General features: G+C 48.5%; 11 protein-coding genes. 5 read left to right on the top strand and 6 right to left on the bottom strand.

Annotated elements, in window-relative coordinates:
* The first annotated feature begins 186 nt into the window (after positions 1–186).
* From F7D20_RS02915 to F7D20_RS02895, 5 genes are all read left to right on the top strand, one after another.
* Entirely contained in the window at positions 187–1,434 is a 1,248-nt protein-coding gene (locus F7D20_RS02915; protein ID WP_022252952.1) for a phosphoglycerate kinase, read from the top strand.
* 228 nt (positions 1,435–1,662) lie between these two features.
* Positions 1,663–3,357 (top strand): putative transporter, encoded by a 1,695-nt coding sequence (locus F7D20_RS02910; RefSeq protein WP_158462772.1) that lies wholly within the window; start codon positions 1,663–1,665, stop codon positions 3,355–3,357.
* Positions 3,358–3,567: 210 nt separating this feature from the next.
* The gene (locus F7D20_RS02905; RefSeq protein WP_158462771.1) at positions 3,568–4,629 is read left to right on the top strand and encodes an OadG family protein; all 1,062 of its coding nucleotides are present in this window, start codon (positions 3,568–3,570) and stop codon (positions 4,627–4,629) included.
* A 79-nt stretch (positions 4,630–4,708) separates the two neighbouring features.
* Positions 4,709–5,206 (top strand): acetyl-CoA carboxylase biotin carboxyl carrier protein subunit, encoded by a 498-nt coding sequence (locus F7D20_RS02900; protein ID WP_158462770.1) that lies wholly within the window; start codon positions 4,709–4,711, stop codon positions 5,204–5,206.
* Positions 5,207–5,271: 65 nt separating this feature from the next.
* The gene (locus tag F7D20_RS02895; protein WP_022252948.1) at positions 5,272–6,420 is read left to right on the top strand and encodes a sodium ion-translocating decarboxylase subunit beta; all 1,149 of its coding nucleotides are present in this window, start codon (positions 5,272–5,274) and stop codon (positions 6,418–6,420) included.
* 175 nt (positions 6,421–6,595) lie between these two features.
* Here F7D20_RS02895 and F7D20_RS02890 read toward each other — a convergent pair whose 3' ends face one another.
* The 6 genes from F7D20_RS02890 to F7D20_RS02865 form a co-directional block, all read right to left on the bottom strand.
* Positions 6,596–8,041, bottom strand: a complete 1,446-nt coding sequence (locus tag F7D20_RS02890) for an amidophosphoribosyltransferase (RefSeq protein ID WP_158462769.1) — start codon at positions 8,039–8,041, stop codon at positions 6,596–6,598.
* Positions 8,042–8,154: 113 nt separating this feature from the next.
* Positions 8,155–10,548 (bottom strand): TonB-dependent receptor, encoded by a 2,394-nt coding sequence (locus tag F7D20_RS02885; RefSeq protein ID WP_158462768.1) that lies wholly within the window; start codon positions 10,546–10,548, stop codon positions 8,155–8,157.
* A gap of 146 nt (positions 10,549–10,694) precedes the next feature.
* On the bottom strand, positions 10,695–12,086 hold the full coding sequence (locus F7D20_RS02880) for a hypothetical protein (protein ID WP_158462767.1): 1,392 nt from the start codon (positions 12,084–12,086) through the stop codon (positions 10,695–10,697).
* 562 nt (positions 12,087–12,648) lie between these two features.
* Positions 12,649–12,819, bottom strand: a complete 171-nt coding sequence (locus F7D20_RS02875) for a hypothetical protein (RefSeq protein WP_158462766.1) — start codon at positions 12,817–12,819, stop codon at positions 12,649–12,651.
* Positions 12,820–12,830: 11 nt separating this feature from the next.
* A complete protein-coding gene (locus tag F7D20_RS02870; protein WP_158462765.1) occupies positions 12,831–13,796 on the bottom strand; it encodes a helix-turn-helix transcriptional regulator in 966 nt (321 codons plus the stop codon).
* Positions 13,797–13,815: 19 nt separating this feature from the next.
* Positions 13,816–14,346, bottom strand: coding sequence for a GIY-YIG nuclease family protein (locus F7D20_RS02865; RefSeq protein WP_158462764.1), 531 nt, complete (start codon positions 14,344–14,346; stop codon positions 13,816–13,818).
* Positions 14,347–14,681 lie beyond the last annotated feature (335 nt).

Raw genomic sequence — 14,681 nt, 5'->3', positions numbered from 1 at the left:
AATGAGTAAAACGCCAAAAAGGCAGCACCCACGACAGTTGGCACAAAGTCTAAAACACAAGTCCTGTTCATCATTGTCATGGAGAACAATAAACAGACAGAACGAACGAGACAGATTACAACAAAGAACATTCTATTCATAATATAGAGAGAAATTAAATAACTAATAATAAAAACGTTAGGTAAAATGAAAATCGAAGATTTTAACTTTGCCGGTCACAAGGCAATCGTACGCGTTGATTTCAACGTGCCATTGGATGAAAATGGTAATGTAACAGACGACACTCGTATCCGCGGTGCCCTTCCTACATTGAAGAAGGTGCTGGCCGATGGTGGTGCTCTCATCATGATGAGCCATATGGGTAAGCCAAAGGGCAAAGTTAAGCCAGAGCTTTCTCTTTCACAGATTGTAAAGAACGTATCCGACGCTCTCGGCGTTGAGGTGAAGTTTGCTAAAGATTGCGGCAATGCTGATGCAGAGGCTGCTGCGCTGAAGCCAGGTGAGGCTCTCCTGCTCGAGAACCTTCGCTTCTATCCTGAAGAGGAAGGCAAGCCAGTAGGCGTTGAGAAGGGTACTCCTGAGTACGATGCTGCCAAGGCTGAGATGAAGGAACGTCAGAAGAAGTTCGCTGCCAAGTTGGCTTCTTATGCTGATGTATATGTAATGGATGCCTTCGGTACCGCTCACCGCAAGCACGCTTCTACTGCTGTCATCGCCGACAGCTTCGACAAGGACCACAAGATGCTCGGTTTCTTGATGGAGAAAGAGGTAAAGGCTGTTGACGCTGTACTCGGCAACATTAAGCGCCCATTCACTGCTATCATGGGTGGTTCTAAGGTTTCTACCAAGATCGGTATCATCGAGAACCTCTTGACAAAGGTTGACAACCTGATCCTCTGTGGTGGTATGACATACACATTCTCTAAGGCTCTCGGCGGCAAGATTGGTTTGTCAATCTGCGAGGACGATAAGCTCGATGTAGCTCTCGACGTAATCAAGAAGGCTAAGGAGAACGGTGTAAACCTCGTACTCGGCACTGACTCTATCTGCGGTGATGCTTTCAAGAACGACTGCAACACACAGGTTTGCCCATCTAACAATATCCCTGACGGTTGGGAGGGTATGGACGCAGGTCCTGACACTCGCAAGGCTTTCGCTGCTGCCATCAAGGGTGCTAAGACTATCCTCTGGAACGGTCCTGCCGGTGTATTCGAGTTCGACAACTTCGCTGGTGGTTCTAAGGCAATCGCAGAGGCAATCGCTGAAGCTACTAAGGAGGGTGCATTCTCACTCATCGGTGGTGGTGACTCTGTAGCTTGTATCAACAAGTTCGGTTTGGCTGACCAGGTTTCTTACATCTCTACAGGTGGTGGCGCTCTGCTCGAGGCTATTGAGGGCAAGGTATTGCCAGGCGTAGCTGCTATTGAGAAGTAATTCATCAGAATGGAGATTCGTACACATACAATTCTTGATGGATGAACAAAGAAATATCTATCTTGTTTTGTTGTGACGAAGTATTGATTTATTGGATTCAATAGGTTACAATATATCAAACACTTTCAAGTCGGGGACACCCTTAATACGTGTCCCCGATTTTTCCATTTTTATTCACCCCAACTAAAAATCCTAAAATAAACATATTTTCATTTAGAAGACAGATCAATGGATTGGATTATCAACCTTTTTACGAACACCGAATCGGTGGCTCACATCGCCCTGCTCTATGCCATTGTCATAGCAGTGGGCGTGTATTTGGGCAAGATTAAGATTGGTGGCATTTCACTTGGCGTTACCTTCGTGCTCTTTGCCGGCATCCTGGCAGGACATGTAGGCTTCACTGCTCCCAAGGACATTCTGACCTTCATACAAGACTTCGGACTCATTCTCTTTGTCTTTATGATCGGTTTGCAGGTAGGTCCGGGCTTCTTCGAAAGCTTCAAGAAAGGCGGTGTGACGCTCAACCTGTTGTCGACGGCTGCGATATTCCTCAATGTCTGTGTAATGTTCGCATGCTATTATCTTTTCTTCGACACCAGCAACCCCAACAACTTGCCAATGATGGTGGGTACACTCTATGGAGCCGTCACCAATACGCCAGGTCTTGGTGCCGCCAACGAGGCGCTGCTCAGCGTCTTCCCCAATGGTGCCCCAAGTATTGCCAACGGTTATGCCTGCGCTTATCCACTCGGTGTGGTAGGCATCATCGGTGCCACCATTCTCATCAAGTACATCTGCAAGGTGAACACCGCGGATGAGGAGGAGAAACTAAACGAAGAAGACGCAGCCAACCCACATGCCAAGGCGCACAACATGCACCTTCGTGTGGAGAATACCTATATCGCAGGACGCACTCTCCGACAGGTTTCCGAGTTTCTGAACCGCGACATCGTATGCTCACGACTGCTCCACAATGGCGAGGTGAGCATTCCTAACAGCCAGACTACCTTCGAGGTGGGCGACGAACTGCTCGTTGTATGCGCCGAGGCTGACGCCGAAGCCATCAAGGCCTTCATCGGTCCTGAGATAGAGGCCGAATGGGATCGCGAGAAAGATGAGGTTCAGCACTTCGTGTCGCGCCGCATTGTCGTTACACGTCCTGAGATGAACGGTAAGACTCTTGGCAAGATGCACTTCTCGAGTGTGTATGGCGTCAACGTCACCCGTATCTCACGCCAGGGAATGGACATCTTTGCCGGTCGCAACCACCACTTCCACGTGGGCGACAAGATTCTCGTTGTAGGTCCCGAGGAGAATGTAAACCGTGTGGCTGAAATGATGGGTAACTCTGTGAAGCGACTCGATGCGCCTAACATCGCCACCATCTTCGTAGGTATCATGATTGGTATCATCTTCGGCAGTCTGCCTTTCGCAGTTCCAGGAATGCCTGTTCCGCTGAAGTTGGGTATTGCTGGCGGTCCGCTGATCATCGCCATCCTCATTGGCCGTTTCGGTTATCACTTCAAACTGGTTACCTATACCACCACCTCTGCCAACATGATGCTGCGAGAGATAGGTCTTGTGCTGTTCCTTGCGAGTGTGGGCATCAAGGCTGGTGCCGGTTTCTGGGACACTGTGGTACAGGGCGACGGTATCAAGTATGTGTACACAGGTTTCCTTATCACCATCATTCCTATCCTTATCGTGGGCACCATAGCCCGACTGAAGTACAAGTTCAACTACTTCACCATCATGGGTATGATAGCCGGAACCTATACCGACCCACCAGCCCTGGCTTATGCCAACGCTTCCTGCTCTAAGGAGGCTCCTGCCGTGGGTTACTCTACCGTTTATCCGCTGAGTATGTTCCTCAGAATCTTCTCAGCCCAGATAGTGGTACTTTTCTTCTGCGGAGCATAGCGAATCATTTGCTAAGCAAAGACTCTCCGACAGCAGAAAGTTCACTTACTATATTTGAATTTTTATAAACGAAAATTTATAAATTATAAAAGAGGTGCACATTTAAGAAAAAATGTGCATCTCTTTTGTTGCTTATTCCAAAAATCTTTGTAACTTTGAGGCTGTAAGAATACCTATTGATACACCAACCTTCAAAAAGAGAGAAAGCCTATGAAGAAATTTGGAATCCTATTAAGCCTGTTGGTCACTGCCACCTTGTCCACTTGGGCACAAGGAGCTAAAAGCATCCGCATAACGGAGTTGATGCCCAACAACCAAGCCAGTATCGTCGACGAGTATGGTGCCCACAAAGCATGGGTGGAACTGTCAAACACCTCGTTTACTACTTATAATATCCGTGGCATGTTCCTTACCACCGACCGACGTGTGCTCGACAAGAACATGTCGCCCGAGGAACGTCGCAAACTCATGTCTCCCCTACCCAACAATGAGCCGCGCACAACCCTTGCTGGCAAGAAAAGCGTGATCATCTACGACCGATACCTCTGGCAGGAAGATTCAGAGAAGACGTGTCCCGACTGTTTTCCCAAGGGCAAGGGACACTTCAGATGGCTGAGCGAGGGCAATGGTCCTTTCCATTTGAAACTCGGACTGGTGCCTCTCAAGGAAATTGCGGATGCTTTCCACGAGAAGAACAACTGGATAGCTCTTTACGACGGCAATGCTGTCGACCTGATAGACTCTGTCAGCATTCCCTGGATGGCAGCCGACCAGTCATATGCCCTCAGTAAAGACCTCAGCAGCTGGAAGGTTTGCGCTGCCAAGGATGTCACTCCGGGCTATCTTCCACAAGACACAGGACTCAGCAAGCCACAGATTCTCAAGACGACAGACCCTCATGGCTTCGGCATTGCAGCCCTTTCCATGGGCATTGTCTTCTCCTGTCTGGCCCTGCTCTTCGTCTTCTTTTGGCTCTTCGGTGCCTATATGAAGCACAAGCAGCGCATCGCACGTGCCACTGAGAAACACGCCACCTTATTATATAAGACGGGCAAGAAGACCATAGAGCTGACCACAGAGATCGGTCATAAGACCAACGTGATGCTGAAGGAAGGCCTAATCACCAAGGGCATCGACAAGGAAATCTATATGGCTGTCATCTCGCTGGCTCTCAAAGAATACTTGGAGGATGTGCACGACATCGAACCGGGCATCATCACCATTAAGCCCAAGCAGACGAGATGGAACGAACCGAGATTCAATAATAAGTGAAGAACGAAGGGTAAAGAACGAAGAGTGAAAAATTCAACAGCTTTACTGATAAAAAATAAAAATATTAAAGAATAAAACTATGGCAAAATACCAATATAAAGTAAAAGGCGTAGACTACGAAGTAGAGATACAAGATATAGAAGGCAATATCGCCAATGTAACCGTCAACGGCATACCCTTCGAAGTGGAGATGAAGCAACCTGTCAAGGCTGGCAAGCAGAAGTTCCGCATAGCGAATGAGGCTACTGATGACAAGGGCGGAGTATCGTCTGCCGACAGTGCCAAGACTACCCCAACAGGCAGTTCTTCCTCCTCTGCAAATGCCGAAGCTGCTGCCAGCAAGAAAGCCTCAGCAAGCACTGGTGGCAAGCCTGTGGTAGCTCCACTGCCTGGCACCATCAACGACATTAAAGTAAAGGTGGGCGACAAGGTGAGCGCAGGAGATACCGTAGTGATTCTCGAAGCCATGAAGATGCAAAACAACATCGAGGCTGAGACTTCGGGCACCGTCGCAAGCATCAATGTCAACAAGGGCGATGCTGTCATGGAAGGCGACACCTTGGTAACGATTGCTTAACCCCAGAGAGCATTGCTCTTGCCAAGAATCCATCAACATAAACCCCAACTTAACGAACAACTATTATGGATTTCATCATACAGAATTTTCAGGAGTTCCTGACCTATACAGGCTTTGCCAATGCCACGGCAGGAAACCTCATCATGATATTGGTGGGAATCGTCTGCATCTGGCTCGCCATCAAGAAAGACTTCGAGCCGCTGCTGCTGGTGCCCATAGGTCTCGGCATCATCCTGGGCAACATTCCCTTCCGCACCGACGCCGGACTGGAGATAGGTCTCTACGAAGACAACTCGGTGCTCAACATCTTCTATCAGGGTGTGCGACAAGGCTGGTATCCCCCACTCGTCTTCCTCGGCATCGGAGCCATGACCGACTTCTCGGCATTGATTTCCAATCCGAAGTTGATACTCATCGGCGCCGCAGCCCAGTTTGGCATCTTCGGAGCCTACATGATAGCCTTAGCTTTAGGCTTCGAGCCCAACCAGGCAGCAGGCATCGCCATCATCGGAGGTGCCGACGGCCCTACAGCCATCTTCCTGTCGAGCAAACTCAGTCCTAACCTCATGGGAGCCATCGCCGTGTGCGCCTATTCCTATATGGCACTGGTACCAGTCATCCAGCCCCCGCTGATGCGCCTGCTCACCACGAAGAACGAGCGTGTCATCAAGATGAAGCCAGCCCGACAGGTGAGTCAGACCGAGAAGATACTCTTCCCTATCATCGGCCTGCTGCTCACCACCTTCATCGTGCCCAGCGGTCTGCCGCTGTTGGGAATGCTCTTCTTTGGCAATCTGCTGAAAGAGAGTGGCAAGACCACACGCCTTGCCAAGACTGCAGGCAGCAGCCTCAACGACGTGATAGTGATGCTCTTGGGACTTACCGTAGGCTGCTCCACCCAGGCCTCAGAGTTCCTTACCCTCAACACGGTAAAGATCTTTGCCCTCGGAGCCTTGGCGTTCATCATCGCCTCAGCCAGCGGAATACTGTTTGTCAAACTGATGAATGTGTTCTTGCCAAAGGGCAAGAAGATCAACCCACTGATAGGAAATGCCGGAGTGAGCGCCGTACCTATGAGCGCCCGTATCTCCAACAATCTGGGGTTGGAATACGACCGACACAACTTCCTGCTCATGCATGCCATGGGACCCAACGTGGCGGGTGTCATCGGTTCGGCCGTAGCCGCAGGAGCTTTGCTGGGTTTTCTCAACTAAAGTTTCCACTTCATAGCCTGCCAAGCCTTCACTTGACACACAGTAAAAAAACATTCGGAGCCAGTTAAGCCTTCGCTTAGCCGACTCCGATTTATTTTTCATAGCCTGCCAAGCCTTCGCTTGGGGCTCTGTCTGACTTCTTTCTCTTGCTCTGTCTGACTTCTTTCTTGCTCTGTTAAGCTTCCTCTTCGTCAGCCAACTGCTCGAGAGAGTGCTTGCTGCTTCCATCGAAACAATGGGTGCACACCTGGCACTTGGGCAGTCCGATAGCCTCTATGAGCTGCTCGATGGTATTGAACTTCAATGTGGTCAATCCCAACTGTCGGGCTATCTCTGCCACCATTCGCTCATATTCAGGCGAGCCTGTGGTGGCATATTTGTCAAGGTTCTTATTCGCATCGCCCTCAAACTTCTCGATGATGCGGCGTGTGATCAGCTCCATGTCGCTCTTTGAGGAGGTGAAGTTGATGAACGGACAACCATAAACCAATGGAGGACAGGCAATACGCATGTGGCACTCCTTGAGTCCTGCCTGTTCGAAGAGCACCTTCACATTGTCGCGCAACTGGGTGCCTCGCACGATACTGTCGTCGCAGAACAGCACTCGCTTGCCTTTCAGCATATCCTTGTTGGGGATGAGTTTCATCTTGGCCACCAACGAGCGCATGGCCTGGTTGGAAGGTGTGAACGAACGTGGCCAGGTGGGAGTATACTTGGCGATACAACGCTGGTAAGGCACTTGCTTACCAGCAGCATAACCCATCGCCATACCTGTGCCCGAGTCGGGGATACCGCTGCAGCAGTCCACCTCCACTCCGTCGGTCTTAGCCATGTTGAAACCATTCTTGAAGCGCACTTCCTCCACGTTTCTGCCCTCGTAGGTAGATGTAGGGAAACCATAGTACACCCAGAGGAATGAGCAAACCTGCATGCGCTTGTTGGCAGGACGTATCTGCTCCATGCCGTCGGCTTTGATCTTGACAATCTCGCCCGGACCTACATTATACTCCACCTCGAAGTCGAGATTAGGAAACGAGGTCGACTCGCTCGAAGCCGCATAGGCGCCTTCCTTCTTACCTATTATAATAGGTGTGCGTCCCCAGCTGTCGCGTGCACAGATAATGCCGTCCTCGGTCAGGACGAGCATAGTGCAGGAACCCTTGATGTGGTGATATACATTTTCGATACCCTCTTTGAAGGTCTTGCCTTGAATAATGAGCAAGGCGATGAGCTCCGTAGGGTTGGTCTTGCCCGACGACATTTCAGCAAAGTGCATGTTCTTGTCGAGCAGGTCCTTGGTAAGTTCCTCTATATTCAGAATCTTGGCCACTGTACAGATGGCGAATCTGCCAAGATGCGAGTTCATGATGAGTGGCTGGGCATCTGTATCGCTGATGACTCCGATACCCGATGTGCTGCCTTCGAACTTGTCGAGTGATGGCTCAAACTTGGTACGGAAGTAAGAACTCTCCAGGTTGTGGATAGACCGTATGAATCCCTTCTCCTTGCTGAATGTTGCCAAACCGCCTCGACGTGTGCCGAGATGTGAATTATAATCTGTGCCGTAGAACAGGTCTGCGACACAGCTTTTCTTGGATATTGTCCCGAAAATGCCTCCCATAAAATTTTATGTTAAAGTGTGTAAGAATCAAAATTCCGGTGCAAAGGTAATACAAAATTTGCGATTATGGAATATTTATGTATAAAATGTTACTATCTTATTGCACTTTTTTTCTAAAAATGCATTCTTACATCCACTCCACACTGTATGGGATTGCCTCTCTGGGCAAAGTACTGCTTGGTGCCTGTGGCAGCATTGTCCACGGCGAAGGTGTTGTAGCGGGTATTGCTCAGGTTGCGTCCCCACAGGCTCACCACCACCTTACCCATGTCGGCATCGATATGTGCGCCTGCCACGGCATAGAACTTCTGCGCATAGGTGTTGGCGTTGTCCCAGTAGGTCTTGCCCTGTGCATTGACGTTGGCACCGAGGGTGACGCTTCTCAGCCAAGGCTTTTCCACGTCGAAGCGATAGTCGGCCGAGGCTGCCAGGGTGTGCTGTGGCACATAGGGCACGTACTTGTCCTCGTAGCTCACAGCCTTATCGCCCTCACCGTCCACATACTCGTCGAACACGGCACGGGTATAGCCATACGACAGCATCCAGTCCAAGTGTCCGTCCACGAACTGTCCCTTGGCCGACAGCTCCAGTCCGCAGGTATGGCTCTTGCCGGCATTCACCATCATACGTCCGAAACCATAGTTGCCCGCCATCACCGACAGTTGCTGGTTTCTCACCTTCATATAGTAGGTGCTCACATCCACATGCAACTGGCCGTCCATGAGGTTGAGATGCGTTCCCGCCTCATAGTTCCACGAGGTCTCGGGCTTGTAGGCGATGGTGTGGTTCACGTTGTCATAGTCTTCCGGTGTATGGGGCACATCGTAGCTTCCTCTCATGGCCTGCTGGCGGTTGGCGTTGAGTTCGGTCTGCAGGATATCGCTGAACATCTGTATGTTGTAGCCTCCTGCGCGATAGCCTTTGCTCAGGGTGGCATACACGTTGCTGCCCTTTGAGCCTAAGCGGTAGCTCAGTCCCAGCTTGGGCAGCAGTTGCTCGAAGCCATCGTGTGCCTTGCCGTCGAGCATCGAGCGCAGCGTGTTCGTAGCCTTTGAGCCCATCACGTTGGCATTCATCTTCATGTATGCCATGCTCTCATAGTGTATCTTGGTGAGCATATAGTCGTAGCGGGCACCGAGGGTGAGTACCAGTCGTGGGGTGATGTCGATGTTGCTCTCATGATAGAAGCCGATGTTGTACTGGGGTGTATGGTAGGTTCCGGGTGCTCCCATCTCCACGTTCATGCTCACGCCTCCAGCCTGCTCTATCACCTGTGCAGCCAGGGCGAGGGCCTGTTCATGGGTCATGCCGGGACGCATCATGCGCTGGGCCATAGACTGCAACATGGCACCATACATCTGCTGCTGTATGGCATTGCCTATGGGAGTGGTCATGGCAGAGTCGAAGAACACGGGGCCGTTGGTCTTCAGCCATTGTGCCGAGAAGAAGGCTCCCGCAGCCCAGTGCCACACGCCTCCTACGGGTTTGCGGCTCTTCAGCGAGAACTCCTGTGTCATAGCGTTCTGCAACTGGTCCTGCATCATGCGCATATAGTCAGCCTCCAGATAGTCCTGGTCCATGTACATGTGGTCTTTCAGATACTGATAGCTCGTGGTGGATGCCAGCGAGAAGGTGTTGGCATCGTAGCTCAGCGTGAGTCCGGTGATGAGATTGTTGCGGCGATAGCTGCCTGGGAAGGTCGATGCTGGCTGCTCTGCCTTGCCCGTATTCAGGTCGAGCGATCCATAGGGGAAGGCACTCTGGTCTACATACTGATAGTCTGCCGTCACATTCACCTTCCATCCCGAATGCAGTCTGCCGGTCAGCATCAGCTTTCCGCCAGCCTCCTGGTAGTCGTCAGCCCTCTCGCCCGTGGTGGTATTGCGGAAGAAGCCTGTCTGAGCATTGTAGAATCCGCCCACCATCAGGGCTACGTCGTCTCCTAAACGCTGATAGTGCGAAGCCTCAAGATTGCTGTAACGACGGCTGCCATAGCCTATCCTCACGTCGGTGCCCTGATAGTCGAAGGCATTGCGCGAATAGAGTCTCACCAGTCCGCCCTCGGTATTCTGTCCGTAGAGTGTGCCCTGCGGACCTCGCAGCACGTCCACACGACTCAGCTGATAGGTGTGCAGATTGAAAGCCGACTTGCTCATCACGGGTATTCCGTCCACATACACACCGATGGCAGGACTGTTCACACGGCTGCCTATGCCTCTCACATAGACTGCCGACGAGAGACGGCTGCCATAGTTGGGCATTACGAAGTTGGGGATATACGACGACAGCTCGCGCAGGTCGCGGGCTCCCAACCTGTTCATCTCGAAGTTTCCGAAAGAAGTGCTGCTTAGTGGTTGCTGACGCAGGCGGAAAGCCTCCTTGGGTTGCGACACGACGATCACCTCGTCTATGTCGTACACCTTACTGCTATCCACCGAAATACTCTCTGCCTTGCCTGTGGCTGCTGCCAATATCATGGCAACGCCCATCATGATTCTTTGTGACATGTACCTTTACTTTTTTTCTTGTATTATTTTTTTCGTTGTTTTCTGTTTTCGGGTGCAAAGGTACGTAGTTTTTCTGCACTGTGCAATCCCCATTTATATGGAAAATGAAGGGTTAGCAGGTTCAGAAGTAAGAGAATTCAGAGAGGTCAGAGTTTCTTGAATCCAGAGCCACCACAGTATTGACAGGTGATTTTTCCACCGCAGACTTTACACGGAGTACGATCCTTGGAGCTGGAAGTGGCTTTGCCTGGATGGTTTTTGCAAGACTGGCATACGCCTTTGCCATTGCATGCAGTACACCTGGTAGCGGTCTTGGTAGAAGCAGAACTGCCAGCCGCTGCCGTACTTGCCGACGAGGCTGCACCTCCACCGCCCGAATAGGCCACACCAGACGACTGGTTGCAGCTGCCAGTGATGTTGGAAACCGTGGTGCCCAATGCACCCAAGAGAGCTGCCGCAAAAATTGCATTGTTGCGTTCGCGCTCTTCCTGCAGAGTCTGACATTCCTTGCACAAAGTCAACATCTTGGATTTAAAATTAGTCTCTACGTCTTCCGAGACACCTGCACACACGACGATAGATTTCGACTGAGGAGAAAAATACATGCCGTCGGCCAGATAGTCGGCCCTCTTCAGATAGTCCATAGCAGCGAGCACATCATTGTATTTCTTTAATTCCCTGTAACATTTCAGCTGCATATATTTCAGTTCATAAGCGAACATTCCGTTTCGGTCGTTCATACCATCAATATCAAATGCCATAAACTGCTCGATACAGTGCAAAGCCTTACGGTATTCGCCCAAGGCATAATACCTTTCGGCATCTTGCACCCACACATTATCCTTATACAGTTCTCTGTCGTCCGACACCTTACTCGTGTAATAATAATGCTTCCACCGATCCATATAGTCGGCATACTCCATGCTTTCTGCTTTGGCGCTATCCTTACGGCAAAGGTCGGCAACCTGCAGAGAGTTCAAAGCATTGATATCGATAACCGAAAAGAAATATTTGTCGTCGAGCGAAGCCAAAACGTTCGAATAACCAAAAGACTCTTTGATATTAGACAGGGCACTGTTCAGAAAAGGCTGATAGACGATTCCGTCGAGACTGTAGGCAAGAACATTTATCACACCCCTGTTCACATTATACAATTGGATGGGCTGAGTTTCCATCATCGTATTGCGTATGGCAAACACAGAGTCGTTGTACCGGCACAAGGGCACATAAGCCTCAGGAATGGGCAAAGGCTTGCCAAACAAGTCCCACGACTTCGTCTGTCCCTGTATCCACGTGCCATGCAGGATGGCATTGTCTTTCTTTGCCATCTTGAGCACCTCTTTCGGAATGTCTTCACGATACTTGTAGGCAGCTTTGCGCAGCCGCTCTTTATCCTTCTCCAACGAGAACGAAAGAGCATTCACCAGCGACTTCGACTTAGCTTTGTCGTAGGCTTTCTGATAGGCACTCTGTGCTGAGGCACCAGCACAAAACATCATGCAAAACAAAGCCAAAAGGCTTGTCATTTTCTTTTTCATAGGCTTTTTATCATTTATTGAATGTATGACAAAGATAGTCAATTTCTTTGTCATCTGCAAACGCCTTTTCGGCCCAGACGGTTTCAAAACATCAGTAAAGATGCCTAAGCGGACAAATTCCGTGCTTATCTGGTAAAAGAAAAATTCCCCCAGACCCTGGGTGATTGATATAGGGTCTGGGGGGAAAGATACTGGACCTATTAGACCTGGAAAAACAGGTGGCGGTTGTTGGGACTGCATCATTTACAATTGGACAGCTAAAAAACTTGTCATGACAAGTGTCACTATTGAATATATGGATGGCACTGAGCTAAAGATATCAAAAAAAGAAATTAAATACATAAGATAATATCGGCAACTAACATTTCTATATCTTTTTCTAACAATTTCGCCCCCGACAGTTCTACTTACAGAACTATCGGGGACGAATTTTCTTTATATATCCACTTTTCACATCGGCAAGACCTCATGCTTCTGCCGTCTCTCTCCACCGGCTGCATCTGGTTGAAGGTTATCACAGTTGGTTGTGATAAGAGGCAGAAAGATACCCGAATGTTCAAAATCATGCCCTATGAGCATAAATGCTTACGATTTGTATCCCCATACATTCTATTTCCCCATTCTCGAATGCAGCAGTAGCAAAATCCTCGGCTTGAGCCTCATCCATCGCCGCTACATAATAGGTCAACATCTCCCCCAGTTCCGTTTCTATATCAACATAAAAGTAATCCATAGGCAACAATACTATTTATTCGATTCTACATTATTATTATTAAACATATCATTTGGTACAGAATTTCTTACCAAAGCCTCCCTATAAACATCCATCATTCGTTTTCTGAGATGCATCGGCGCAATCACTTCCAAAGAACGGCTTCGAGACAACAATGCCATCACAAAGTCGTTGGTAATCTTGACATGCACAGAAATCTTGAACACTTTACCATCATCCACTAAAACCCTCTGAGTATGATGCAGCGGCATTGCCTTCAAGAAATAGCCATCCCTATTATCATATTGCAAGATAACCTCCTCTACGGGCAAACTCTCATCATTCCAAATACCATAACAATCACGATACATCCCATTCACATCAATATCTACGTTTCGTTCAAACAGGGTATCATGCACCACCAGATTGCGGATTCTATCAATGCCATATGCCTTTAGCTGATATCCATCTGCATCATAAGCCAAAACATACCACAGTTGGTTAGATTCCTTGATATAATGAGGCAAGATATTCTCTTTCGTTATCACCTCACCTCCATGTCGATAAAGGACATATTGGAAAGAGATGGTATGCTGATTCCTCACCGCATATATCAGTTGAGGCATATACTTGCTGAAGACAGCCCGATGATGCTCTGGCAAGATATACGACCTCATGTTAGGACTTTCATCCACGGCATTGAGCAATTCGAAGTTAAGGAGCATTTCAGAAAGCCTATCCTCCCTGCTCGAAAACCTCTCATTGATGCGATAACTATTCGTTGCCCTATCAAAGGAAATTTCTATATGAAACAGCATTTCTATGTCATTGATGTCTCTTTGCAGAGTTCTTTCTGAGATAGGAGCATCCACATGGTCATTAATATAACTCAATAGTTCATGTACGGAAACACAGCTGTCCCCATACTGACCATTGGTTGCATAAATCTTATTGATGATAAGCAACATTCGACGAATGCCATCTATTTGTCTTGCCATAACAGGAACTGTTTACTTCTTACTTATCACATCTCAGTTCATGCACTCTTTGTAAAGTTGCGGCCTTACTGCCCTCCACATTAAGAGGTGGCAAAAGACTGTCGATTAAAAAAGATTCCAACTCTTTACTCTTGTCATTGGCAAGATAAGCAAAAAGCAAATTACGCTCCATCCATCCGGTCAAGCTATTTTCATCTTCCGCACCAAACTTCGTTTTTTTATTGATTTGGTAATTTTTATCACGAGGAATCTTCTGATATCCAAACAAACTGCCCAAAGTTTTTCTGAGCGTAGAATTACCTCCATTACCATGCAGATGATTTGTCCATATTCGTCTTTTCAAATCAGAAGCTATACCTGTATACAACACACGATAATCCACTCCGTGCAAAGAGACTTCTGTATATTTGAAATTACCCAAAACGTCAGGAATATTACAGCCAGCCTTTAACACCACGATATAATTGCCTTCCACAGCAGGAAGTTCTGCTCTTTGCCCTTTTGCTGAGTCAAAGAGTGTAAACTGATCTAACAATTCTTTTATATCCATATTTTTTATCTTTATTGTTTGACATTCCAATTAATACTGCAAAAATAAAAAATCTCAGCGACAAAACATGTCTGCGAGAAAAATATTTTCTATAGACTTTAAAAATAGCCCATATCATGCAAGCAATTGCACTACAAGATATGGTGAGTCAGCCATCAGAATGCTCCACGATATGTGGAAACAGAACAGCCCTATTGAAAACTTCCAAATAAGAAAAATGTAGCTATGATGGTACCAGAAGATATAGGTTAAACCTATGATACTGGAAAATGCATACTAAAATAGAGTAGATGTGGGGAGTTACCCCCAGCACCTCTCATTGCACCGTACGTACG

Source organism: Segatella copri (assembly GCF_009495355.1).
In the GTDB taxonomy this organism is placed as follows: Bacteria; Bacteroidota; Bacteroidia; order Bacteroidales; family Bacteroidaceae; genus Prevotella.
This window is presented reverse-complemented; position numbering and strand designations above follow the sequence as displayed.